The organism is Streptomyces synnematoformans (assembly GCF_039531005.1).
Taxonomy (GTDB): domain Bacteria; phylum Actinomycetota; class Actinomycetes; order Streptomycetales; family Streptomycetaceae; genus Streptomyces; species Streptomyces synnematoformans.
Window position 1 is genome coordinate 25,311 of the sequence record NZ_BAAAPF010000016.1, and the last position, 23,508, is coordinate 48,818.

Genomic DNA, 23,508 nt, shown 5'->3' on the forward strand with positions numbered 1-23,508 from the left:
AGCCCGCGCCGCCCGCAGCCGCCCCGATGGCTACACGCCGGGCGGCCGGATGGCGGACGTCCCGCGTAGCCGGTAGTCGGCGATGCGGTATGTCTCCCGCGACTGGACGGTGAGCCCGACGAGGATGCCGTGCTCGAAGCGAAGCGGGTAGAGGCGGATCCACCAGATGGCGCCCTCGAACTCGTAGGCCAACCACAGCGCTTGGTGGTGCCGCATGGCCCGGGTGACGGCCGCGAGGGCGTCGCGCTGGGCGGGACTCCCGGCGCCGCGTGCGGCTTCCCGTTGCTCGTCCGCCGCGTACGTCTCGTCCGGTCCGTGGTCCTGTCGGGAACGGGCGTTCTCGCGGGCAGTGCGCCGGTTTCTGGTCGCGGCCGACCCCGAACTGAGGGAACTGCCGAGGGTGATCGCGAGCCCCCCGAACAGCACCACTCCGATGCCGAGTGCGGACATCATCAGCGATGAGTCGGCCTCGTTTCCCGAGACGACCAGGACGACCGCCGTCAGCCCGGTGAGCGTCATCAGCGCCAACGTAGCGAAGGTCAGAAGCCAGGATCCGGTCAGGCTCCGCGCGACCACTTCGTCGCCGGGCGGGAACCGCGGTGGGGGGAAGGGGGATGCGGGGAGAGGTCTGGTGGGGGCGACGGGCGGCTCCGTGGGCGGGTCCGCCCCGTCGCTGGGGTGTGCGGGCGTCGTCGTCCCGCTCTGGCCGGGGGCAGCCGGGCCGTTCGGATCCGTACGGACGTCCGCGGCGTCCGCGGTGATCGCGTCCGGGTCGATCACTGTACCGGTAGGGGGCGTCCCCGGCGGGGGCGGCGCGATCTGAGCTACGGGAAGCGCCGCGATCCGCTCCCGTACCGTGGTCGCGTCTGGAGGCCGGTCCGCCGGCTCCTTGGCGAGGAGGTCCCGCACCAGGTCGTCCCATGCGGCCGGGATTCCGTCCCTGCGCGTGCTGGGAGGCGAGGGCAGTTCGTCGCTGCTGAGCTGGCTCAGAACCTCCTGCCAACTCCCCGTGAAAGGCGGTCTACCGGTCAGGGCCGCGTACAGCAGGCAGCCCAGGGAGTAGAGATCGCTACGGCCGTCGAGTGCCGTCGTGCCCTGGGCCTGCTCGGGAGACATGTACGCGAACGTGCCCACCACATGGCCGGTGTGGGTCAGGGTGGACAGGTCGACCCCCTCGCTGTCCAGGCGGGCGATTCCGAAGTCCAGGACCGTGGCGTGCCCGTCGGGGCCGATCATCACGTTCGCGGGTTTCAGGTCACGGTGCACGATCCCGGCCCGGTGCATGACCTCTAACGCCGCGCAGATTCCGTCGCCCCAGCGGGAGATCTCCGTGAGCGTCCGGGGACGGTCGCGGTCACCGAGCAGCCGGTTCAACGGCTCACCGGCTACCTCCTCCATCACCAGGTACAGCACGGGACGTCCGTCGACCTCGCACTCCCCGGAGTCGTGGACCTCCACGATGTGCGGGTCGCGCAGCAGCGAGGCCGCCCGGATCTCCCGCTGGAACCTGCGGGCCAGCTCGGAGGAGTCCGCTCCGTCGAAACCCGTCAGCGTCTTCACGGCGACGCTGCGCTGGCGCAGGCGGTCGGTGGCCTTCCACACTGTTCCCATGCCGCCCGCGCCGAGCGGCTCCCGCAGCTGGTAGCGGTCGCCCAGTAACGCCCCCCGCATGTCGCCCCCTCCCACGCGGCGCGGTGCGCTGTGCGCGACCGCCGGACCATTGTCGGCGGAAAAGACCGGGGTTGCCAGGCACCTGCCGACCGTGCCCTTGTGGTGGCGTAGCCCACGGAGCGCCGGGCGCCGCAGCTCACCTTCACCCCGCCGTCTGGACGGCGTTCGTCACCGCCGTCAAGCACGCGGAGTTCCCCACCCCCTGACCGTCACGCCCTACCCGTCCGGCAGCGCCTCCACGGGCAGCTCCCAGGCGCCTGCCTCCGACCCGTTACCCTCGCGCAGGGCCACGACCTGGCTTCCTGGCTCTGCCGCGAAGGTGAAGCGCGTCCAGTCGGGCTGGCGGTGTGCGAGCCACACCCGGTTGGCTTCTTCGACGGCGTCCCAGAGCCGGTGGGGGCCGCCCTGTTCCAGGTAGCGGTGGCCCGCGTCGTCGGGCGCGTACACCTCGGCCCACGAACCGTCAGCGGTCCGTAGCCCGAACAACTCCCGGCCGTCGTCACGGGTGGCCGCGTAGCGGCGGGCGCCGGGCAGGTGCAGTTGGGTGAGGAAGGCGAAGGCGTGGTCGTCCAGGACGGCGGGATCCAGGGCTGTTTGCCCGGTGGTGTACTCGCGGGCGTACGGGGCGAGCGGGGAGTCGGCGTGACGCGAGGGCATGAAGCCGGCCCACCGGGGCAGGAACCGCCCGGTCGCCCGGCCGTCTTCGTGTACGTCGGCGAGCAGCACAGCGCCGCCGATCAGGCCGGTTACGTTCGTGAGGATGCGACCTCCCGGCCGGGTCTGCGCAATCCAGGCCGGGGGCACGTAGGGCAGACCGCAGGTGGAGATCACGTGGTCGTAGGGGGCGTGTTCGTGGTGTCCAAGGCGCCCGTCTCCCGTCACCAGGGTGGGGTGGTACCCGCCTTGGGCGAGACGACGCTGGGCGGACTGGACGAGATGGCCGTCGATGTCCACCGTCGTGACGTGCTCCTCGCCCAGCCGTTCGGCCAGGAGGGCGGCGTTGTAGCCGGTGCCTGTACCGATTTCCAGTACGTCGTCCCCGTCGGTCAGGCCGAGGGATTCCAGCATCCAGACCATCAGGCGCGGTGCCGTCGAGGAACTGGAATGCCGTCCGTAACCTGAGCCGGTGGCGAAGAGCTCTTCCACAGCTTGCCCGTCCACCTGGGTGAGCAGCGTGGTGTCCGAGTACACGCCGTTCAGCCACTCCTCGCGCTGCGCGGGATCAGCACCGGTGACGAGGTCGTAGCGGGTGCCTTTGCGCGTGGCCCGGGTGCGGGCGAAGTGTGGGACGAAGACATGGCGCGGCACCCGTGAGATGACCTCCCGCCACGAGGGATCGTTGAGGTCACCGGCGTCTGCGAGTGCCTGCGCGAGCGCGGCTGCGCGCTGCCGCCAGGGAACGTCCTCATCGTGCACGCTCATACATAACCCGCTTGCAGGACGTCGGCGAGCGCGGCGGCGATGGGCAGGTCGCATTCGGCGGCCAGCCATCCCCACTCGCCAGCTTGGTTGACCTCCAGGAACACGACCTCTCCCGTAGGGGTGACGATCAGGTCGCAGGCTCCGTAGATGAGGCCGAGGCGGGCGTGGAGGTTGACCAGGCTCCTGTTCACCGCCGCGGGCAGTTCTATCTCCTCATAAGATAGTGCGTCGTAGTCTGCCCGCCAGTCGACCAGGCCCCGCGCGGAGTCCGCGTGGATGGTGCGGTGAAGCCGGGTCCGATGGGGGAGGGCAGGCCCGGTGGGGCTCAGCTCGTGGTCGCGGACTCCGTGGTGCGGCTGTCGGCGGCCGGGTGTGATGCTGCTGCCGACTGGCGGCGGTGCTCCTTGAGGGAGTAGGTGACGGCGGCGCCCCAGAGGGCGTAGAGGACGGCGTAAACGGCCCACTGCACGGCGTCGCCGACCGTGACCCATTCACTGCGCAGCAGGGTGCGGGTGTTGGTGAGGATGATCAGGCCGCCCACTGCCGAGCCGAGGATGCGCGGGGGCATGTGGCGGACCAGCCATGCGGCGATGGGTGCGGCGATCAGGCCCCCGGCCAGCAGGGCGCCGGCCCAGGCGAGGTTGACGCCTTCGGAGCCCAGGCCGACGAGGAAGCCGAGGCTGGCGGCGACGGCGACGAGGAACTCGCTGGTGTCGATGGAGCCGATCACCTTGCGCGGTTCCAGGCGGCCGCTGGCGAGGATGGCCGGGGTGCCGACCGGGCCCCAGCCGCCCCCGCCGGTGGCGTCGAGGAACCCGGCCACGACGCCGAGCGGGGACAGGAACCGCTTGCGCAGCGGCTTGCCGAGGTTTCCCTTGGGCAGGTCGAGGAAGGTGAACCGGGCCAGCACGTAGGTGCCGAGGCTCAGCAGGATCAGCGCCATGACCGGTTTGGCGAGGTCGACGGAGAGGTGGGAGAGGAAGGTGGCGCCCGCGAATGCGCCCAGGGCGCCGGGTATGCCGATCTTCGCCACGACGCGCCAGTCGACGTTGCCGAAGCGCCAGTGGGCGGCGCCCGATGCCAGGGTGGTGCCGATCTCCGCGAGATGGATGGTGGCCGATGCCGCCGCGGGGCTGGTGCCGATGGCCAGCAGCAGGGTGGTGGAGGTCACGCCGTAGGCCATGCCCAGGCTGCCGTCCACCAGTTGAGCACCGAGCCCGGCGAGGGCGAGCAGGATCAGCGTTCTCACGGCCACCTCACATATTTCCCTAGTATTCCTAGTGGAATAATAGGGAATCCTGCCATGGGGACGTGCCTGTCACCAGGGGTGTTCACATGCTGGATTCCTGATCCCGGTTGACGCTGCTGTTTGGATGCCGTGCGCCCGGAGCCCGGCGCCGATCCCGCGGCTGCCGCCACGCGATCAGTTCCGTCAGACGGGCTCGGCGTTCAGAGCACACCCCGCCGCCTTGCGGGTGTGGAGCCAGGCGGGCAGGGCGGCCAGCGCCGTGACCGTCAGGAGCACGGCCGGGGCCGCGACCGCCAGCCAGGCGCCCGGGGGGATCACGACGACGTCGCTGAACAACGAGAACAGGCCGAAACCGATCGGAATCCCCACCGCGATCGCGCCCACGGCGGGTAGCAATTGCGCGGTGCAGAGCGCGGCGACGACCTCGCCCGGGGTGGCCCCGAGGGTGCGGGTGACGGCGAGGGCGCGCCGGGCCTGTACCGCCGTGCTCCAGCTGACGAAGACGGTGTTGAGCACGGACAGCGCCAGCAGAGCGACTGTGACACCGAGCATCACGTGGGCCGTCACGTCGTTCCGGATGTCCTCGAATGTGGACGTGCCGCGGGCGGCCTCCGCGTCGAGCGACACCCGCCACGTGAGGGCCGCGGTCACCATGACCGTCGTCGCCGCCGTCCCCACCGCGCTCAGCCGCGCGGCCGGGGCGGCGGCCGATCAGCCGTACCCCGATCAGCAGCGGCGTGGGCAGGTAGGCGGTCACGGCGGGCAGCCGGGGGCGGTACTCCGTCAGGTGGGCCGGATCGGCCAGGGCGCCGACCGTGCTGGAGCGTACCGCACGCACGACGGGGCCGAACGTGCCGGCCAGGGCCACCACGACCGAGAGCAGGGCGGCGGCCGCGACGATGCCGGTGGTCGGCGGGCCGGCGGTGTTGAGCAGCCCGGCACTGGGGTCGGCGAGCGCGGGTGCTGTCAGGCATTCCACGGTAACGCCGGTGGCGGTGGCCGCCGCGGTGAGGAGCAGGTGCTGCGTGAGCAGCAGTGCGGCCACCGTGCCGGGCGTGGCGCCGACCGCCTTGAACAGACCCGCACGCCGCTGGTCCCGCGGGGCGCGTACGGCAGCGAGCGAGGCGAGGGGAACGAGCGCCGCCGCGGCGAGCGGGGTGTCGTCGGCGGACGCCCCGTCCCGGAGGGAGGCGATCCGGTCCGCGGTGGCGGCGCCCCGTCCGTCGTGGGTGACGAGCACGAAGGTCTGGCCGCCGGCGTGCAGGTCGGCGAAGAGGCGGAGGACGTCGTGGGTCGCGGCGGTGTCGAGGTTCCCGGTGGGCTCGTCGGCGAGGACCACGAGCGGCTCGTTGTCCAGGGCGCGGGCGACGGCGACTCGCTGCCGATGCCCGCCGGACAGCTCGGACGGCATGTGGCGGGCCCGGTCGAGGCCGCCGAGCAGGTGCAGCAGCGTCGACTTGCCGCAGCCGCTGGGACCGGTCACGGCGAGCGTCTGCCCGGCGGGTACGTCAAGGTCGACCCGGTCGACGGCGACGACCGTGCTCGCGCCCTGCCCGTAGCACCGCGACAGGCCCACGGCGCGCAGCACCGGGCCTGCGGGTCGGCCCTCGGGTTCGCTGCGCCGCAGCCGCGCACCGCGCCTCCGGCCGCCTCGTGTCGTCATCCGTTCCCTCCGCCTTCCGTGTGCGGCGTGGAGGTGGACCAGGTACGCTCGCACGCCTCCAGCCAGCGCAGATCCGCGTGCAGCCGCCCGGCCTCCGAGTCTCTGTCGTGGGTGAGGACGGCCCCCTGGGCCTCGGCGAGGCTGCGCCTCAGCTCGCGGCGCCGGGCCTCGACGAGCGCGAGCGGCGAGGCCATGCCCGACTCCGCGGCGGCCACCAGCTGCAGGTGGAACTCCGTCACGTCCGCCCGCGGCCCGAGGCCCTCGGCCAGCCACGCGGCAACCTGCTCCCGGCCGGCCGCGGTCAGCGCGTACACCTCGCGCCGCGGGCCGCGTACCGGCGCGTCCTCACGCTCCTGGACGACCAGGCCCGCCTTTTCGAGCCGGGTGAGGGTCACGTAGATCTGTCCCGCGTTCAGCGTCTCGCCCAGCGGCCCGAGCGCGGCGAGCAGCCGCGCGCGCAGGTCGTACCCGTGCGACGGCTCCTTGGCCAGCAGCGCCAGCACCACGTCCTGCATGGGGGAATGGATAGCGGTTAGGCAGAAGCGAAGTCGAGCCGAGCCGCTCGCGGGCGACGAGAGCCGGCCGCGCGGCCGCCCCTTGCGGACACGCCCCCGCTGGTCCTCCGCCGGGGGAGGGCGTCCGGTCGACTCCGTGACAGCCCGAGGTCGTACCCGACCCGGTTCCCCGGGGCACATGCGCGTGTCCGCGTGGACCACGGCCCTGACCGGCCCGGTCGTGGGGGTTCGCGGGCGCGGTCTGTGTCACCGGTCGGTCGTAGACTCGCCGCATGGTGACGATCCGGTCTGCGGCGGACTGCGGTAACGCGCCGCGTAAAGAGGTGCTGCGTGACCTCGTGGTCGCCCTTGCCGAGGGAGACGGCGCGACCGTGGCCGCGCTGGTCGGTGAGGACGTGGCGTGGAGCCTGGTGGGCGAGGCCGTCCTCCGTGGGCGTGAAGCCGTGCGCGCCTGGGTGGCCGACCTGCCGGAAGCCAAGGAGGTCGCTTTCGGTTCCCTGCTCACTCACGGCCGGGAGGCGGGCGTTGACGGCACGATCGAGGCGGCTGACGGTACGCGGTATGCCTTCTGCCATGTGATCCGCTTCCCGGGAACGGCGAAGACGGCGAAGATCGCCGAGGTCCGCAGCTACGTTCTGCCGGTCTCGTGATCCCCGGCGCCCGTCTTCCGCCGCGACGGGTGTGCCACGAGGAACAGGACGAGTCCGCAGGTCGCCGTCGGGACCACCGCGCCGTGTACGCGATCAGCGCCGCGGGCGCGGTCGTACGGACGGTGGGCGCCCTGTACCGTCGTGCGGCCTGGTGGTCGCCGCCCTGGCAGCTTGAGTTCGGTGTGTGGTCCGGCCCACTCGGTTGAAGCTGAACTCGTAGCATGGCGTGGAGAGTTGGACCTCGTACACCGGGGTGTACACAGGCCCCTAGCTCGTTGGTGGAAATGTCCGAATCTTCATTTGTTGCTCGGGACGGTGTCTTCCTTCGATAAACACCCAGGTCAGCGAGCCCTGCTCCCCGCGCACGCGGGGATGGACCCCCAAGGGGGCGGCCAAGGTCTCCAGGGGCCCGCTGCTCCCCGCGCACGCGGGGATGGACCCGCCGCGGCCCGCGCCCCGCCCTTCGGCACCTTCTGCTCCCCGCGCACGCGGGGATGGACCCTGCACCGGGACGTGCAGGATGAAGGTGAAGCTCTGCTCCCCGCGCACGCGGGGATGGACCCCCGCACACCGGCGCCCCGGGCGCGGGCATGAACTGCTCCCCGCGCACGCGGGGATGGACCCCGGCGGACTGCGCACGACCAGCCTGGCGGCTGCTGCTCCCCGCGCACGCGGGGATGGACCCCGGGTCGTGACGTACTGCGTCCACTCGCTGTTCTGCTCCCCGCGCACGCGGGGATGGACCGGCTACGTGAGTTCCAGGCCGCCGTCGAGGGTGAGGACCTGGCCGGTGAGCCAGGTGGTGGCCGGGTCGGCCAGGCGCAGGATCCAGGTGGCGACCTCGTGTGGCTCGCCGCGGCGGCCGAGGGGGATGCGGCTGGTCTCCTGCTGCTTGATGTGTTCGATGGTCGCCTCGGGCAGCCCGGCGGCGGCCAGGGCCTGGCTCTCGGTCGGCCCGGGGGCCACGGCGTTGACGCGGATGCCGTCGGCGGCGAGTTCCACGGCCCATGTACGGGTGAGCTGTTCAAGGGCGGCCTTGGAGGCTGCGTAGTGGGCGGCGCCGGGCAGGGGCCGGTGGCCGTAGGTGCTGGAGATGTTCACGATCGAACCGCGGCTGCGGCGCAGGTGCGGCAGGGCTGCTTGGGCCAGCAGACTCGGTGCGGTGACGTTGAGGTCGAACAGTGCGGTGATGCCCGCGGCGGTGGTCTCGGCCAGCGGCATCATCTTCGTGGCGCCGGCGTTGTTGACGAGCACGTCCAGCCGGCCCCACCGTTCGACCGCGGCACCGATCACCCGATGGGCGGTGTCCGGTGCGCGCAGGTCGGCCGGATGAGCGGCGATGCCGGGATACCCGGCGGCGGTCTCCTCCAGGGCGTCGCCGCGGCGCCCGACGCCCAGCACATGGGCTCCGGCGTCGGCGAAGGCGCGTGCGGTGGCGCGGCCGATGCCGGAGCCGGCGCCGGTGACGACGACGACCTTGCCGGTCTGGTCTGCGGAACGCGGGGCGGTCATGAACCCTCCATGTTCGATGTTCGTAGAACAACGAACGTTAACGTAGCATGGCCGCCATGAAGCAGGCGCGGCATCCTGAACGCGACGAGATCACCTTCATCGCGGTGGTGGGGGCGTTCTGCGATCCGATCCGCATCGGACTGGTGCGCGTCCTGGCCGACGGCCGGGAACGCGGATGGGGTGAACTGCGCGCCCCGGTAGCCAAGTCCACCCTCAGCCACCACCTGCGCGTGCTGCGCGACGCGGGCGTCACCCGCACCCGGCAGGAGGGCACCCGCTGCTTCGTCGAACTGCGCCGCGACGACCTCGATGCCCGCTTCCCCGGCCTGCTGGATGCCGTCCTCGCCGCGGCAGGCAGCGACGACACCGGCGCCCACGTCGGCCTTGCCGACGACGCGCCCGCGGCCGGACCTGAAGCATGCCACCCGAGCACGCAGCACATCGACGGACGGTGACGGGGGCGATGGCCGTACGTGGGAGATCCCAACGGCCGCCGGCACCGATCCCGGGCGTGCCCAGGCGCCCCGGCATCCGACCCACACAACGCACGACCGCCACTACGGGACCATGGCCTCCCGGAGAGGCGCCAAGGGCCACCGACCGCTACGCCGCCCCGCCCTTCACGGACTCCCCTCCCCTCGCGCCGTGAACGCGCCCCCCGCCGACGCCAGCACCGCCGCCGTCGCGGCCTGCTCTGGGAGCCGGGGGTCGGGGGCGGCGCGGAGGAGTACCAGGTGGTGGTAGACCGGGGCGGTGGCGGCCAGTAGCAGGCGGCGTGCGTCCGTCTGCCCCGGCGGGAGTTCGCCGCGTTCGGCCGCGCGCTCGACGAGGATCGCGCACTGGGCGTACCGGTCCTCCCACAGCCGCGTCTGGGCCCGCGCGGCCCGTTCGGAGTGGAACGAGGCGGCCATCAGGGCGACGGCGAAGGACGGCTCTACGGTCAGGGACTCCTGGATCTCCTCGTTGAGCGCCGTCAGGTCGCCGTGCAGGGAGCCGGTGTCCGGCGGTTGCCAGTCGATCTCGCCGGCGGCGTCGATCACGTCGACGAGGAGGCCGCCCACGTCGCGCCAGCGGCGGTAAACCGTGGCGCGGTGCACGCCCGCGCGCGTCGCGACGCCCTCCATGGTGAGTCCCTCGTGGCCGTTCTCGGCGAGTTCGGCGCGCACCGCGGCGAGGACCTGGGCGCGGATACGGGCGGTGCGGCCCCCCGGGCGGCGGTCCGGCTTCGCGGTCGCCGGGTCCGTGACGCCGGAGGCGTCCGGCGCACTGGCGGCTGACATGTCTGCGGGGGCTGGCGTGCCTTCGGGGTCTGTCATCTCGGTTCCACTATCCGGTTGTCGACGTGTCCGGGCGCCCCCGCAGCTTAACGCTACACTCGTCGCACTAGTGCCCCGCCGGCCCGAGAGGACGCCCCTCGCCCATGCCGCTCGTACCCGCCGACCCCACCGTGCTCCACCCGATGCCCGAACACCCCCGCGTCGTCCTCCTCAAACCCCTGCTCACCTCGCCCCTGATCGAGGTCGGCGACTACTCCTACTACGACGACCCCGACGACCCGACCGCGTTCGAGACGCGCAACGTGCTGTACCACTACGGGCCCGAGCGGCTCGTCATCGGCAAGTTCTGCGCGCTGGGCACGGGCACGCGGTTCCTCATGAACGGCGCCAACCACCGCATGGACGGCCCGTCCACGTTCCCCTTCCCCACCATGGGCGGCTCCTGGGCCGAGCACTTCGACCTGATCACCGGCCTGCCCGGCCGGGGTGACACCGTCGTCGGCAACGACGTCTGGTTCGGGCACGGCGCCACCGTGATGCCCGGCGTGCGGATCGGCCACGGCGCGGTCGTCGCCGCCGGTGCGGTGGTCACCGGGGACGTACCCGACTACGGCATCGTCGGCGGCAACCCGGCGCGCCTCATCCGTACGCGCTACGACGCGGAGGACGTCGCCCGGCTCCTCGCCGCGGCGTGGTGGGACTGGCCCGTCCAGCACCTCACCGAGCACGTGCGGACGATCATGTCGGGGACCGTCGCCGAACTGGAAGCGGCCGCCCCGCCGCCCGGGCGGCCCTGACGCCCGCCCTCCCACGCCGGAAGCGGCCCGGCGCGCCCCGCCCGCCACCGCCGTGCGGGGTCCGTCCGCTCCCCGGATAATAGCCATGGACATAGTAGTCATGTACAGTATTCGTCATGAGTGAGAGTTCCCCCGGTCCCACGCCCGGCTTCTACGTGTGGCGGCTCGCCAACAAGTGGCGCGTCGCCGTCGACCGCGCGCTGGCCCCGCTGGACCTCACCCACGCGAAGTACGCGCTCGTCGCCTCGCTGTACGGCATGCGGCGCGCCGGCGAGCAGCCCAGCCAGCGGCAACTCGCCGACCACACCGGCATGGAGGCGCTGTACGTCTCGAAGCTGGCCCGCGCCCTGGAGTCGGACGGGCTGGTCGAACGCACCCGGGACCCCCGCGACCCGCGCGCCATGCGGCTCGCCCTCACCGAGCGGGGGGAGGCCGTCGCGCGGGAGGCCATCGTCGTGGTCCAGGAACTGCTGCAGCAGCTCCTGGAGCCGCTCGGCGGCCTCGACAGCCCGCGGACGCGTGCGTTCACCGACGAGCTGCTGACTCTGCTCGATGTACCGCTTGCCACGACCCGGGAGGCATCCCCGTGACCACCACCGCACCCGCCGCCGACGCCCGCACCCTCGCCCTGGCGCACTACGCCGCCCGCGGGGTCCTGGAGCGCATCCTCGACCGCCACGGCATCACGTTCCAGCAGCAGGTCGCCCTGCGCACCGCCGCCACCGCCGCCACCGCCGCCACCGCCGACTCCCCGCAGACCCCGGACGCGCTCGCCGCCCGGATCGAGGGCTACCTCAAGGCCGATCCGGCCGACGTCCGCGCCACCCTCGACGAGCTGCTGGCCAGGCAGCTGCTCGGCACGGACGGCGCCCACCTGCACCCCACGGACGCGGGGCGCGAGCTGCTCGCGGCGGTGGCGGCGGAGGTCGCCCCCGTCTCCGCGCGCATCTGGAGCGGGATACCCGCCGAGGACCTGGCCGCCGCCGGCCGCGTCCTCGCCCAGGTCAACGAGCGCGCCGACGCGGAACTCGCGGCGCTGACCGGCTGACCCCCGGCCGTACCGGCCGACCGGAGCGTGCTGGTCGCCCCCGACCAGCACGCTCGCCCCCTCACCACGCCTCCACCGGCACATACGCCCCCCACACCCCCCGCAGCGCATCGCACACCTCACCGACCGTCGCCCGCGCCGCGAGCGCGCGCTTCATCGGGTACAGCACGTTCTCCGTCCCCTCCGCCGCCGTCCGCAGCTCCGCCAGCGCCGCGTCCACCGCGCCCCCGTCGCGTTCCGCGCGCAGCCGGGCCAGCCGCTCCACCTGCCGCGCCTCGATCGCCGGGTCGACGCGCAGCGGTTCGTACGGCTCCTCCTCGTCCAGCCGGTAGCGGTTGACGCCCACCACCACCCGTTCGCCCGCCTCCGTCTCCTGCGTGATCCGGTACGCGTTGCGCTCGATCTCGGCCTTCTGGAAGCCGTTCTCGATCGCGCTGACCGCGCCGCCCTGGTCCTCCACCCGCCGCATCAGCTCGACCGCCGCCGCCTCCAACTCGTCCGTCATCGACTCGACCACGTACGACCCGGCGAAGGGGTCGACGGTCGCGGTCACGTCCGTCTCGTACGCCAGCACCTGCTGCGTGCGCAGCGCGAGCCGCGCCGACCTGTCCGTCGGCAGCGCGATGGCCTCGTCGAACGCGTTGGTGTGCAGCGACTGCGTGCCGCCGAGGGCGGCGGCCAGGGCCTGGACCGTGACGCGGGCGAGGTTCACCTCGGGCTGCTGCGCGGTGAGCTGCACGCCGGCGGTCTGGGTGTGGAAGCGCAGCATCAGCGACCTGGGGTTGCGGGCGCCGAACTCCTCGCGCATCAACCGCGCCCAGACGCGCCGCGCGGCGCGGAACTTGGCGACCTCCTCCAGGAGCGTGGTCCGTGAGACGAAGAAGAACGACAGCCGGGGCGCGAAGTCGTCCACGTCCATGCCGGCGGCGACGGCGGTGCGCACGTACGCGATGCCGTCGGCCAGCGTGAACGCGACCTCCTGCGCGGGCGAGGCGCCCGCCTCCGCCATGTGGTAGCCGGAGATCGAGATGGTGTTCCACCTCGGGATCTCCGCGCGGCAGTACCGGAAGACGTCGGCGACCAGCCGCAGCGACGGCTTCGGCGGGAAGATGTACGTGCCGCGGGCGATGTACTCCTTCAGCACGTCGTTCTGGATGGTGCCGGTGAGCCTGTCCGCCGGCACGCCCTGCTCCTCGGCGACGAGTTGGTAGAGCAGGAGCAGCAGCGCCGCCGGGGCGTTGATCGTCATCGACGTGGACACCTGGTCCAGCGGGATGCCGGCGAGGAGCACCCGCATGTCGTCGACCGAGTCGACGGCGACGCCGACCTTGCCGACCTCGCCGTGCGCGAGGGCCGCGTCGGAGTCGTGGCCCATCTGCGTCGGCAGGTCGAAGGCGACGGACAGGCCGGTGGTGCCGTGGGCGATGAGGTCGCGGTAGCGGGCGTTGGACTCGGCGGCGGTGCCGAAGCCCGCGTACTGGCGCATCGTCCAGGGCCGGCCGGTGTACATCGTCGGGTAGACGCCGCGGGTGTACGGGTACGCCCCGGGCGCGCCGAGGCGTACCACGGGATCCCACCCCGCCAGGGCCTCGGGGCCGTACACCGGCTCGATGGGCAGACCGGACTCCGATCGGCGTGCCATTGCTCCCAGCCTTTCCGCCGTCCTCTCCGCTCCTGCACGGACTGTAGCGACCAGCCTACGGTCCGGAGGTGACAACGGGCCGGGACCTGCTCACCCGGACCGCGCCGCGCGCCCGTACCCCCACAGCCCGGCGATCTCCGCGAGCCGGTCCGGGAGCCCCGCGCCGTGGTCGCCCGCGCGGGCGGGCTGGATGCGGCCGGACTTGATGTTGTTGCTCCAGTCGCCCAGGTGCGGGCGGAAGGTGCCGTGGTCGTGCTCGCCGTAGTCGAGCATCTCCGGCGTCCACTCGACGCCGAGGAACTCGCAGATGCCGCGCGTCGTCCCGGCCGGCTCGGCGGTCAGGTCCTCGTAGCGCAGCACGTGCCCCGCCGGGCCCAGTTGCGTGCGGGCGGTCTCCAGGGCCTCGGCGTAGTCGAGGACCTCGGTGTGGATGGCGTCGAGGTCCGGGTCCCTGCGGCGGTTGACGAGGGAGGAGACGACGGCCCCGGGGTGGCGCAGCAGGACGAGGAAGCGGGCCTCGGGCCAGCAGTCGGCGAGCCGGTCGCGGATGAGGGCGTTGGCGGGCGTCTTGTCGACGATGACCCGCTTGCCGCTGCGCTCCAGCTCCACGTACAGCACCCGGTCCCACAGCAGGTGTTCCAGCTCGCGCCGGTCGAGTTCCAGGCCCTCCATGGCCTTGGCGCTGTACGGGCGGGTGAGCCGGACGTGCAGCGTGCGCAGGTGCATCTCGTGCGGGGCGCGGATCTCGGGGTGGCTGTTGAGGAGGACGCGCAGCAGGGTGGAGCCGGAGCGTACGGAGGACAGCACGAAGACCGGCGACGTGACGAGCCGTGTGGCGCGGGGCGCGACGTACGGCTCCCGCGCCCCACCGGCGTGCGCCCCCGCTTCCGCGTCGGTCCCCGCCCCCACCCGCGCTCCCGTGCCCCCGCGCGCGGCAACACGCGGAGGCGCGGCGAAGGTCCGGGCGGCGCGCTGCGGCGGGCCGAGCGCCTGCGCCATCAGCCTGCCGCGCCGCCTGAGTCCCTTGCCGACGGCGCTCATACGCACACCCAACCCTCCTAGCGGCGACCACGGGCGGCCCGGCGGCGTCCGGAACGGCGCCCGCCGGGCCGGCGGGCCATTTCAGGGGATCGCGGCAAACACAAAGTGTCCGGCAGGCAACAGAACGCTACTGGGTTCCGGAAGGGGCGTGACGGGGGAGAGTATTGTTCGACGTCTTGTTGCAGGGAACCGGGGGGGTGGACGAATTGCGTCCAGCACATGTGAGCATTCACCGGAGAGTGCGTTCGATGCGCGGGGCCGTCGCGCTCGCGGCGGCGGGGGCCGCCCTCGCGGCGGCGGCGGGGTGTTCGGCCTCGGCGGACGCGGCGGGGAGCGGGTCGGCGTCGCCGTCGGCGCCGTCGTCGTCGCCCGCGGAGTCCGCGAAGCCCGCCGAGACGTCCGCCTCGCCGTCCCGGAAGAAGCCGGCGGAGAAGCCGGAGTCCGAGTCGTCCCCGGCCGGGGCCGCGACCGCGACCGCGGAGCCGACGCCGGAGGGGCCCGAGGTGCTGATGGCCGAGGGCGACGAGAGCGAGCAGGTGCGGGAGTTGCAGGCCCGGCTGCGCGCGGAGGGCGTCTTCGACCGCGGCCCCACCGCGTACTACGGCCCGGTCACCGCGGCCGCCGTCTCCGCGTTCCAGAAGGACCGCGGCCTGCCGCGCACCGGCGAGACCGACGTCGTCACGTGGGAACGGCTGCTGGCCCGTACGGACGAACCTACGCGGAACGAGCTGTATCCGCCGACCTCGCAGACCATGGAGGAGCCCGACCCGCGCTGTACCGAGGGGCGGGTGCTGTGCGTGAGCAAGCGCAGCGACACCCTGCGCTGGATGAAGGACGGCGAGGTGCTCGCGGCGATGGACGTGCGCTTCGGGTCGCAGTACACGCCGACCCGCGAGGGCGTGTTCGAGGTCTTCCTTAAGAGCCGGCACCACGTCTCGACGCTCTACGACACCCCCATGCCGTACGCGATGTTCTTCAGCGGCGGCCAGGCCGTGCACTACTCCGCCGACTTCGCCGCGAACGGCTACGCCGGCGCCTCGCACGGCTGCGTGAACGTACGCGACGAGGCGAAGATCGCCGACCTCTTCGGGGACGTCCGGGTCGGCGACAAGGTGGTCGTCTACAGCTGAGCGGGCACCGCGGTACGGCGTAAGCGCCGGGGCCGCGGTGCCTTGTACGGCATACGCAGCGCTGAGCTGTGGTTGTGACACTTTCTCCGCCGCCGACGCTGTAAGTGATGTGCCGACTGGTCATCGGCCCAGCGCTAGGCCGGGGTTCCCCCCGTACCTGCGGTCAGCGCATATGGCGCGGGCGGGTTGCGTTCCCCCAGCACCGCCCGCGCCACTCCCTCCCTCTTCGGCAGCCCTCCGGTGCGTGCCGTCCGTGCCGATTCCGGTACGCCGACACGTGTACGGCAGCGTGCGTACCGTACCTCTCAGGCGCCCAGGCGGACCTTCAGCCGCTCCTCCGAACCGGCCGCCCCCTCCGCTCTCTCCGCTCCCTCCACGTCGTCCGCCTCGTTCCCCGCCGGCCGGCCCGCGCCCGTCGCCGTGACGGCCGCGCGCTCCAGGCTCCGCTCCCGCCAGGCCGCGGACGACACCAGCTCGGCGAGCTGCCGCAGCCCGCGGTGCGCGGCGGTACGCACCGCGCCCGGCCGCTTGCCCAGCACCTCCCCGGCGTCGGTGGCGCGCATCCCCGCCACGGTGCGCAGCAGCACCGCCTCCGCCTGGTCGCGGGGCAGCGCGGAGATGAGCTGCAGCGCCTGCCGGGTGCCCAGGGACTCCAGCGCGTGGTCCTCGGCCGCGCGCTCCGCGGGCAGGTCGTGAACGCGCTCGTCGAGCAGGACGCCCTGCGGGCGGCGCCGTTCCCGGCGCAGCAGGTCGAGCGCGCGGCGCCGGGCGACCGTGACCGTCCAGCCGCGGAACGACGGGCCGTCGCCGCGGAACCGGCCCAGGTCGCGGGCGATCACCAGCCAGGCGTCGGCCGCCACGTCCTCGGCGTCGTCGCCGACGACGCCGCGCAGATACGCCAGCAGCACCGGTTGCAGCCGCCGGTACAGCACGGTGAACGCCGCCTCGTCCCCTGCCTGTGCGCTGTGGACGAGCGGCTGCAAGTCCTCGTCCGCACCTTTGTCGCCCGGCGCCGCCCACGCGTCCGCCGGTCCTTCGTTTTCCCCCACCTTGTGTGCCTCGTGATCGGCTGCGGCACTGCGCGCCGTGCCCGCGCCCCCGCGCGCTCTCCGTAAGGCCGCTGCCCCAGCCACACCCGGAATCGAACAGAACAGTGCAACAATGCCAGACAACAGGGACGTTTGACGTGGGCACCCCCACATTTGTCCGATACAGCCATGCGACGGCCGGACAACTTGCCGTCCAAAACGGGCACGACAGGTCAAAAGCCCCGCAAAGGCGGGTGGTTACGGGCGTAGATCGGTGCCGGGCCCGCGGCGGCCCCGGCTACGTGGGGGACGGGGCGCCCGTGGTCTTCGTCGGGGACGGGACGCTCGGGGACTCCGAGATGCCGACGGTGGGGCTCTGCGAGGGGTCGCCGCCCTCCGAGTCCTCGCCGCCGCCGGTGTTCCCGCCGCTGTCCCCGCCCGGGCCGCTCGAACCGCCCCCGTCCGTGCCGGGGGACGTCGGGGTCGTCGGGCTCGGGCCGGTCGTCTCCCCCTGGTCGCCGCCGGTGCTGCCGCCCGTGCTGCCGCCCGTGCTGCCGCCCGTACCGCCTCCGGTCGTGCCGCCGGGGGTGCCGGCGTTCGTGCCCAGCCGGTTCGAGCAGAACCCCGGTACCGCCTCCGCGCCGCCGGCCGCCTGCTCCAGCACCTGCATGCGGCCCTGGCCCGGCATCGGGCCCGTACCGGCCCGGGCGGCCAGGAAGTCGCGGCACAGCCCGTCGAGCACGGCCTCCGCGTCCGCGCCGTTCGGCGGCTGCACGCCGTTGATGTCGCCGACGACCCCGCGGCCGGGCAGGTCGGGGTTCGTGCCGATGCTGCCGCCCGCGCCCTTGGGGTCCTTGCCGTTCTCGCCGCCGCCCTCGCCCGCGCCGGGCCGGCCCGACTTCTTGCCGCCCTTCGCGGCGCCGTCCTCGTCCTTGCCGCCGCCGGGGGTCTGCGCCGAGGACGTGGCGCCGACGCTCGGTGAGCGCTTGCCGCCGGTGTCCTGGATGAACGACGGCGAGGGCAGCACCCCCGTGGTGGAGGCCACCGCGACCCCGCCGACCGCGCAGGCCGCCACCGCGCCCACCACGCTCAGCCGCAGCGACCGCAGCCGTCGCACGACGCCCGAACGGCGCCGCTGCCGCTCCCGGCGGCTGCCGAACGGCGACTCGGCGGCGAACTCGGCGGCCGACGTCCGCCCGGCGCTCTCCCGCGCGGCCCGGAACGCCGCCAGCGCGGCCTGCTCCCCGGGCACCCGGCCGTTCTCGCCCGGCCGGCCCGACTCGGCCACCCGGGCCAGCACGGCCGCCAGCCGCTCGGCCGCCGCCCGGTCCTCCGGCGACCAGCGCTTGCGGCCACGGCGGCCGGAGCCGTCCGCGAAGTCGAGCGGCTCGCCGCGAAGCAGCCGCTCCGCGACGTCCTCGTCGAGCCAGCCGTACCGGTCGTCCACCATCACATTTCCTTAAGCGTCCGTGCGGCTGATTGCGTCACACCGCCAGGCTGCTGCCCTTCCCCGGGCGGAACGTCCCCCTCTTCTTCCCGCTCTTCCTGCGGCCGCTCGATAAGCGCGGTCAACTGCTTGAGGCCGCGGTGCGCCGCCGTACGCACCGCGCCCGGGCTCCTGCCCAGGACCTCGGCGGTGCGCTTGGCGTCCAGTCCCATGATCACGCGCAGCACCACGACCTCGGCGTAGTCGCGGGGCAGCCGGGCGATGAAGGCCATCGTGCGGCCCGTGCCGAGCGCCTCGATCGCCTCCTCGGCGGTGTCCGAGTCCGCCGGCCGGTCGGCGAGCTGGGTCTCGTCACCGCCGGAGACGGGCCGCCGGGAGCGCATCCGCACGTGGTCGAGCGCGCGGTTGCGCGCTATCCGCGCCGCCCAGCCGCGGAAGCGGTCCGCGTCGCCGCTGAACGAGCCCAGGTCGCGGGCGATCTGCAGCCACGCCTCGGAGGTCACGTCCTCGGCGTCGCCGTCGCCCACGAGGCTGCGTACGTATCCGAGCAGCCGAGGGTGCACCGTCCGGAAGACGATGCGGAAGGCTGCCTCGTCACCACGCTGGGCAGCGTGCACCGCGCCGGACAGCGCGGTGTCTTCCGCGTATTCCCCCTGCACGGTGGTCAGTCGGTCCGTGGCGCCAGGAGACGCGGTACACGCGGACACATCTGCGGAGCACCCCCGGATCTGGGCGGACCGTCGAGCGAGTAGTCGAAACGAATGCCTGTGCGCCGAGGTCCGGCGCGAGGTGCACGCTACGGCGGCTGCGTGTCCTTCGCAACACACCCGGTACGGGTCCGCGCCAGCGGGGGAGGCCCCGGCGAGGGCCGGACGCCGGCCGGACGAGGGGCTGCACGACAGCCGGACGGAGGGCCGGACGGCGGCCGGAACACCGTGCGCCGGCACCCGCGGCAGGGGGGCTGTGACATTTCCGGGCCCGCTGGCGCTGAGTATTACAGCGGGCCCGAACGGGCACCCGCACTCAAGGCCGACGGCCGGAGCAGCTCCTGTGGGGGGTAGCGGCTCCGGCCGTCTTCTTTGTGCGGCTCAGGACCCTCCTGTCACGTTTTCGACCCCGACGGCGCTGTACATGTGTCAAGCGAGAACGAACGTCATACGTGAGTGAACGAAGGGGCGGGAATTGAGTCCGCGAAGATCGCATGCGTACCGGCCGCTGAGTCTGCGCAGACGTGCCTGGCTGACCCTGGGCGCCGTCGTGCTCGGCGGCACGGGCGCCGTCACCGTCGCCGTGGCCGACTCCGGCACCGGCGCGGGCGGCCCGGCCGCGGCCGACCTGGAGCCGCGGGAACCGGCCCTCCACAAGGTGGACCTGGCCGGCAACGGAGCCCGGCAGAAGGTGGACCGGACCTCGACCGAGCAGTTCTCGACGGTCGGCATCTCCTGGAGCAACGAACGGCGCGGCCTCGGCGGCGAGGCCCAGGTGCGCACGCGCTCGGTCGAGACCGGCGAGTGGAGCGGCTGGCACACGCTGGACACCGAGGACAACGCCGCCAGCGACGACCTCACGGCGGACATGCGGGGCGGCACCGAGCCGCTGTGGGTGGGGCCGTCGGACGGCGTGGAGGCGCGCGTCGTACGCGCGGACGGCACGAGCACCCCGCTGCCCGGGGGCATGAAGGTGGCGCTCGTCGACCCGGGCGTCACGCCGGAGGAGGCCGAGGAGGCGGAGGCCGCCGGGGTCGGTGCGGAGCCCGGTACGGAGACGGAGCCGGCCGCGCACGCGGCGGGCCCGGCGTCCGGCGCGTCCGGCGCGTCCGCCGAGTACGCCGCGTCCGCGGAGGACGCCGGCATGGTCCCCGTCGCGGCGGTCACCCAGGCCGACCCCGGCCCGGCGCCCGACTCCCCCGTCACCGCGCCGCCGGTGATCTCCCGCGCCGCCTGGGGCGCCGACGAGTCGCTGGTCGAGGACCCGCCGACGTACAACCCCGACGGCATCAAGGCGGCCTTCGTGCACCACACCGCCGAGGCCGTCAACTACACGTGCGCCCAGTCCGCCGCCATGGTGCGCGCCGACTTCCTGTACCACGTGCAGGACAACGGCTGGAACGACATGGGCTACAACTTCGTCGTCGACAAGTGCGGCCGCATCTTCGAAGGCCGCGCCGGCGGCATCGACCAGCCGGTGATGGGCGCGCACACCCTCAACTTCAACAGCCACTCCACCGGCATCGCCATCCTCGGCGACTACCACACCCACAGCTACCCCTCCCCGGCCGCGCTGGAGGCCGTCGCGCGCATCGCCGGCTGGAAGCTCGGCCAGTACGGGGTGAACCCCGCCGGCAGCACGACGCTGACGCCGTTGAAGTACGACGAGAACGACGAACTCGTCGCCGCGGGCGACCCCAAGACGATCAGGAACATCTCCGGTCACAAGGACGGCCGCTTCCGCCCGTACGGCGCGGGCTCGGACGTCAACGTCACCGCCTGCCCCGGCGACCGGCTGTACTCCAGGCTGGGCCGGATCCGCAAGATGGCCGCCGCCCCCGGCGCCTCGCACGCGCTGCCCACCCGGGACTACAACGCCGACGGCCGCGGCGACCTCGTCGCCGGCATCCCGCGGGCCAACGGCGGCGGGCAGACCGGCTCCGGCGCGGTGTTCGTCGTCCCCGGCGGCGAGGAGGGCCCCGTCGCCGGCGGCACCCGCGTCCTCACCCAGAACCGGGCCGGCGTGCCCGGCACGGCCCAGCCCGGCGACGCCTGGGGCACGGACACCGAGTGGGGCGACTTCAACAACGACGGCATCGCCGACCTCGTCGTCGGCGCCCCGAACAAGGACGACGCCGCCGGCAACGCCGACAGCGGCGTGGTCACCGTCCTGTACGGGCCGGGGCTGGACTCCGGCACCAACGTCGCCCTCGGCGCCGACTCCCCGCTGGCGGGCGCCAAGTTCGGCTCGGCGGTCGCCGCCGGCGACTTCAACGGCGACGGCCGCGACGAGGTGCTCGGCGTCGGCGCCCGGGAGTGGTCCGTCCTCGACCTCGACGGCAACCGCCGCGGGGGCTCCTTCGCGTCCGAGACGGTGGACTACCCGGACGCCGCGGTCGGCGACTTCAACCTCGACGGCTACGACGACGCGGCGCTCACCTACCGCGACCCGGACGGCAAGGCGCACCTCGACGTGCTCCGCGGCACGTCGGCCGGCCTGGATGTCACCGGGGGCCTCGGCGTGCCGGGCGGCCGGTCGGTGGCCACCGGGGACGTGACCGGCGACGGCTACCCCGACCTCGTCGTCGGCCAGCCCTGGGTGGGCGAGTCGTCGGCGCACAACGGCGGCCAGATCACCCTGCTCAAGGGCAGCACGAACGGGCTGACGACGACCGGCAAGCAGATCGTCCACCAGAGCAGCGGCTCGGTGCCGGGCGCGTCCGAGGCCGGCGACGCGATGGGCTACTCCGTCGCGGTCGGCGACGTGGACCTGAACGGCCGCGCCGACGTCCTCGTCGGCGTCTACCGCGAGGACAGCGTCCGCGACGGCGCCACCATCCGCGACTCCGGCACGTCCATCCTGCTGTACGGCACCTCCTCGGGCCTGTCGACCGCGTCCGGCTCGCCGAGGATGTACCACCAGGACACCCCCGGGATCGGCGGGGTCAGCGAGAACGGCGACCGGCTCGGCTCGTCGGTGGTGCTGGCGGACCTGTCCGGGTACGGGCGGACGGACCTGGTCATCGGCGCGCTCGGCGAGAACTCCTTCGACGGCACGCTGCTGCAGCTGGACGCCGGCAGCCAGGGCGTGTCGCCGTCGGGGTCCGTGTACTACAACAGGGCCGCGCTGGGCACGCCGTACGAAGGCCGGCTGGGGGGAGAGCTGGCGCCGTGAGGCACTGACGCCTCCCGCGGCATCTCCCGCGAGGGGCCGTCCCGCAGCCGGCGGGGCGGCCCCTTCGCCCTTCACGTCACCTTCTCGCCCTCCACTTCGCCCTCCACTTCGCCGTCCGTTTCGCCTTGCGCTTCACCCGCCGCGCACCGTCCCCGCCAGCTCCGCGAACTCCCGCCACGCGAGCGCCGGCTTCCGCGGGTCCCACACCTTCTGCGCCAGCGCCGCCAGCGGCAGCCTGACGCCCTCCGCCACCTGCCGCGGCGTCTGCGCCCCGGCCAGGTCGCACCACAGCGCGAGCCGGGCGCCGAGCACCTTCTCCGGCCCCGCCAGCCGCCGCGGCACCGGCCGGGTGCCGCGCAGCACCGCGGGAGTCCACTCCTCGTAGATCCGCTCGCCGGTCGGGTACGTGAAGTCGTTGGGCTCGCCGAGGACGTAGTACAGATACTCGTCGTTGAGGTTGACCAGCCGGCGGCCGTCCTCCAGGAACGCCTGCGGGTCGCGGGCGTACGCCTCCTTGCCCGTCCAGTACTCCACCTCCCGGTCCCGGTCCGGAGCGACCTTCGCGCCCGGGACGAAGCCGTCGTTCCACGCCTTGACCCTCTTGCCGAACTCCTTGACCGTGTCCGCCCGCTCGTTGAGCCAGGAGGCGGTGAGGTCGGCCACGGCCGCGCCGGCGCCGTGGCGCTCGCGGGCGGCGGCGGCCAGGTGCGGGTAGCGGGCCTCGGGGTCGCTCGACATCAGCGCGACGTACTCGTCGCCGCCGAGGTGCCAGTACGGGCCGGGGAAGAGCGGTGCGTACTCCTTCAGCAGGTCGTCCACGAGCCGGGCGGCGCGGGGCTTGGAGATGTCGATCGCGCCCTCGACCGGGCGGCCCTCCGGGGTCTTCAGCTGCAGTCCCGGGTGGGCGTCGAGGACGGCGCCGAGGTGGCCGGGGGAGTCGATCTCGGGGATGACGGTGATGTGCAGGCCGGCGGCGAGTTCGACGATGTCCGTCACCTCGGCCTTGGTCAGGTGCGGGTCGGAGACCACCTCGGGGTGGGTGGCGCTCTCGACGCGGAACGCCTGGTCGTCGGAGAGGTGGAGGTGGAGCTGGTTGAGCTTGAGGTCGGCCATCTCCCGGACGCGGTCGGCCAGCCAGGCGGCGCTGAAGTGCTTGCGGGCGATGTCGACCATGAAGCCGCGCTGCGGGCGGTCGGGCCGGTCGTCGATGCGGCCGGGCGGAACGCCGCCGCCGGTGCGTACGGCCTGCAGGAGGGTGCGGGTGCCGTAGAAGACGCCGGTGTCGGTGGCGGCGGTGACGGTGGCGCGGCCGTCGGCGACGTCGATGCGGTACGCCTCGGGGCCGCCGGCGCGGTGGGGCGCCAGGCGGAGGCGGACGTCGCCGGCGCGGTGGCCGAGGGCGGTGGCGCGGTCGCCGTCGTCGCCGTCGTCGCCGTCGTGCTCACCGCTGTTTCCGTCGCCGTCATCGCCTGCGTCCCCGGTGCCGCCGCTGTCGTCGTCCGCGTAGCGCATGCCCAGTTCCCCGGCGAGGCGC

At 73.4% G+C, this 23,508-nt stretch carries 21 protein-coding genes, 2 pseudogenes and 1 CRISPR repeat array; of the genes and pseudogenes, 7 read left to right on the forward strand and 16 right to left on the reverse strand.

The window, feature by feature from the left end:
• Window positions 1-30 precede the first annotated feature (30 nt).
• From ABD317_RS05575 to ABD317_RS05605, 8 genes and pseudogenes are all read right to left on the reverse strand, one after another.
• The gene (locus tag ABD317_RS05575) at window positions 31-1,671 is read right to left on the reverse strand and encodes a serine/threonine-protein kinase (protein ID WP_344288418.1); all 1,641 of its coding nucleotides are present in this window, start codon (window positions 1,669-1,671) and stop codon (window positions 31-33) included.
• 216 nt (window positions 1,672-1,887) lie between these two features.
• Entirely contained in the window at window positions 1,888-3,093 is a 1,206-nt protein-coding gene (tgmC, locus tag ABD317_RS05580) for an ATP-grasp peptide maturase system methyltransferase (protein WP_344288420.1), read from the reverse strand.
• Window positions 3,090-3,284 carry a hypothetical protein gene (locus ABD317_RS05585; RefSeq protein WP_344288422.1) on the reverse strand — a complete coding sequence of 65 codons (195 nt, stop codon included), beginning with the start codon at window positions 3,282-3,284 and terminating at the stop codon, window positions 3,090-3,092. Before ABD317_RS05585 ends, tgmC begins: the two co-directional genes overlap by 4 nt.
• 134 nt (window positions 3,285-3,418) lie before the next feature.
• Complete coding sequence (locus ABD317_RS05590) at window positions 3,419-4,342, reverse strand: sulfite exporter TauE/SafE family protein (RefSeq protein ID WP_344288423.1); 924 nt, start codon at window positions 4,340-4,342, stop codon at window positions 3,419-3,421.
• Window positions 4,343-4,525: 183 nt separating this feature from the next.
• Window positions 4,526-5,020, reverse strand: coding sequence for an ABC transporter permease (locus ABD317_RS05595; protein ID WP_344288424.1), 495 nt, complete (start codon window positions 5,018-5,020; stop codon window positions 4,526-4,528).
• Window positions 5,021-5,222: 202 nt separating this feature from the next.
• Window positions 5,223-5,420: pseudogene (locus ABD317_RS37750) on the reverse strand (ABC transporter permease); the annotation flags it as partial.
• 72 nt (window positions 5,421-5,492) lie between these two features.
• Window positions 5,493-6,005, reverse strand: a pseudogene (locus ABD317_RS05600) (ABC transporter ATP-binding protein); the annotation flags it as partial.
• Window positions 6,002-6,520, reverse strand: a complete 519-nt coding sequence (locus ABD317_RS05605; RefSeq protein WP_344288426.1) for a helix-turn-helix transcriptional regulator — start codon at window positions 6,518-6,520, stop codon at window positions 6,002-6,004. The pseudogene ABD317_RS05600 and the gene ABD317_RS05605, both read right to left, overlap by 4 nt.
• A gap of 272 nt (window positions 6,521-6,792) precedes the next feature.
• On the opposite strand from ABD317_RS05605, the gene ABD317_RS05610 reads away from it, so the two are divergent.
• Window positions 6,793-7,170, forward strand: a complete 378-nt coding sequence (locus tag ABD317_RS05610) for a nuclear transport factor 2 family protein (protein WP_344288428.1) — start codon at window positions 6,793-6,795, stop codon at window positions 7,168-7,170.
• Window positions 7,171-7,521: 351 nt separating this feature from the next.
• Window positions 7,522-7,916: direct repeats of the CRISPR family, unit length 29 nt; unit sequence CTGCTCCCCGCGCACGCGGGGATGGACCC.
• A 1-nt stretch (window position 7,917) separates the two neighbouring features.
• Here ABD317_RS05610 and ABD317_RS05615 read toward each other — a convergent pair.
• Window positions 7,918-8,682: an SDR family NAD(P)-dependent oxidoreductase gene (locus ABD317_RS05615; RefSeq protein WP_344288430.1), complete on the reverse strand. Its 765-nt coding sequence runs from the start codon at window positions 8,680-8,682 to the stop codon at window positions 7,918-7,920.
• Between the two features lie 56 nt (window positions 8,683-8,738).
• On the opposite strand from ABD317_RS05615, the gene ABD317_RS05620 reads away from it, so the two are divergent.
• A complete protein-coding gene (locus ABD317_RS05620; RefSeq protein ID WP_425582279.1) occupies window positions 8,739-9,137 on the forward strand; it encodes an ArsR/SmtB family transcription factor in 399 nt (132 codons plus the stop codon).
• A gap of 165 nt (window positions 9,138-9,302) precedes the next feature.
• On the opposite strand, the gene ABD317_RS05625 is transcribed toward ABD317_RS05620, so the two are convergent.
• Complete coding sequence (locus ABD317_RS05625) at window positions 9,303-9,848, reverse strand: TetR/AcrR family transcriptional regulator (RefSeq protein WP_344288455.1); 546 nt, start codon at window positions 9,846-9,848, stop codon at window positions 9,303-9,305.
• A 254-nt stretch (window positions 9,849-10,102) separates the two neighbouring features.
• On the opposite strand from ABD317_RS05625, the gene ABD317_RS05630 reads away from it, so the two are divergent.
• The 3 genes from ABD317_RS05630 to ABD317_RS05640 all read left to right on the forward strand — a co-directional run bounded on the left by ABD317_RS05630 (window position 10,103) and on the right by ABD317_RS05640 (window position 11,804).
• Window positions 10,103-10,756 (forward strand): CatB-related O-acetyltransferase, encoded by a 654-nt coding sequence (locus ABD317_RS05630; RefSeq protein WP_344288434.1) that lies wholly within the window; start codon window positions 10,103-10,105, stop codon window positions 10,754-10,756.
• A gap of 116 nt (window positions 10,757-10,872) precedes the next feature.
• Window positions 10,873-11,346 (forward strand): MarR family winged helix-turn-helix transcriptional regulator, encoded by a 474-nt coding sequence (locus tag ABD317_RS05635; protein ID WP_344288436.1) that lies wholly within the window; start codon window positions 10,873-10,875, stop codon window positions 11,344-11,346.
• Window positions 11,343-11,804, forward strand: a complete 462-nt coding sequence (locus ABD317_RS05640; protein WP_344288438.1) for a MarR family transcriptional regulator — start codon at window positions 11,343-11,345, stop codon at window positions 11,802-11,804. Before ABD317_RS05635 ends, ABD317_RS05640 begins: the two co-directional genes overlap by 4 nt.
• A gap of 61 nt (window positions 11,805-11,865) precedes the next feature.
• Here the strand turns inward: ABD317_RS05640 and ABD317_RS05645 are convergent, their stop codons facing one another.
• Both ABD317_RS05645 and ABD317_RS05650 read right to left on the reverse strand, forming a co-directional pair.
• Window positions 11,866-13,446 carry an acyl-CoA mutase large subunit family protein gene (locus tag ABD317_RS05645; protein WP_344288440.1) on the reverse strand — a complete coding sequence of 527 codons (1,581 nt, stop codon included), beginning with the start codon at window positions 13,444-13,446 and terminating at the stop codon, window positions 11,866-11,868.
• A 90-nt stretch (window positions 13,447-13,536) separates the two neighbouring features.
• Window positions 13,537-14,487, reverse strand: coding sequence for a sulfotransferase family protein (locus ABD317_RS05650; protein ID WP_344288457.1), 951 nt, complete (start codon window positions 14,485-14,487; stop codon window positions 13,537-13,539).
• Window positions 14,488-14,735: 248 nt separating this feature from the next.
• On the opposite strand from ABD317_RS05650, the gene ABD317_RS05655 reads away from it, so the two are divergent.
• Entirely contained in the window at window positions 14,736-15,617 is an 882-nt protein-coding gene (locus tag ABD317_RS05655) for a L,D-transpeptidase family protein (RefSeq protein ID WP_344288442.1), read from the forward strand.
• Window positions 15,618-15,922: 305 nt separating this feature from the next.
• Here ABD317_RS05655 and ABD317_RS05660 read toward each other — a convergent pair whose 3' ends face one another.
• The 3 genes from ABD317_RS05660 to ABD317_RS05670 form a co-directional block, all read right to left on the reverse strand.
• Window positions 15,923-16,666, reverse strand: a complete 744-nt coding sequence (locus ABD317_RS05660; protein ID WP_425582280.1) for an RNA polymerase sigma factor — start codon at window positions 16,664-16,666, stop codon at window positions 15,923-15,925.
• A 277-nt stretch (window positions 16,667-16,943) separates the two neighbouring features.
• Complete coding sequence (locus ABD317_RS05665; protein WP_344288446.1) at window positions 16,944-18,095, reverse strand: hypothetical protein; 1,152 nt, start codon at window positions 18,093-18,095, stop codon at window positions 16,944-16,946.
• The gene (locus tag ABD317_RS05670; RefSeq protein WP_027756206.1) at window positions 18,095-18,751 is read right to left on the reverse strand and encodes a sigma-70 family RNA polymerase sigma factor; all 657 of its coding nucleotides are present in this window, start codon (window positions 18,749-18,751) and stop codon (window positions 18,095-18,097) included. The genes ABD317_RS05665 and ABD317_RS05670 overlap by 1 nt, the downstream gene beginning before the upstream one ends.
• Before the next feature lie 523 nt (window positions 18,752-19,274).
• On the opposite strand from ABD317_RS05670, the gene ABD317_RS05675 reads away from it, so the two are divergent.
• Entirely contained in the window at window positions 19,275-21,974 is a 2,700-nt protein-coding gene (locus ABD317_RS05675) for an N-acetylmuramoyl-L-alanine amidase (protein WP_344288449.1), read from the forward strand.
• A gap of 132 nt (window positions 21,975-22,106) precedes the next feature.
• Here ABD317_RS05675 and ABD317_RS05680 read toward each other — a convergent pair.
• On the reverse strand, window positions 22,107-23,508 hold a 1,402-nt coding region (locus ABD317_RS05680), incomplete at its 5' end, for a beta-N-acetylhexosaminidase (RefSeq protein ID WP_344288451.1).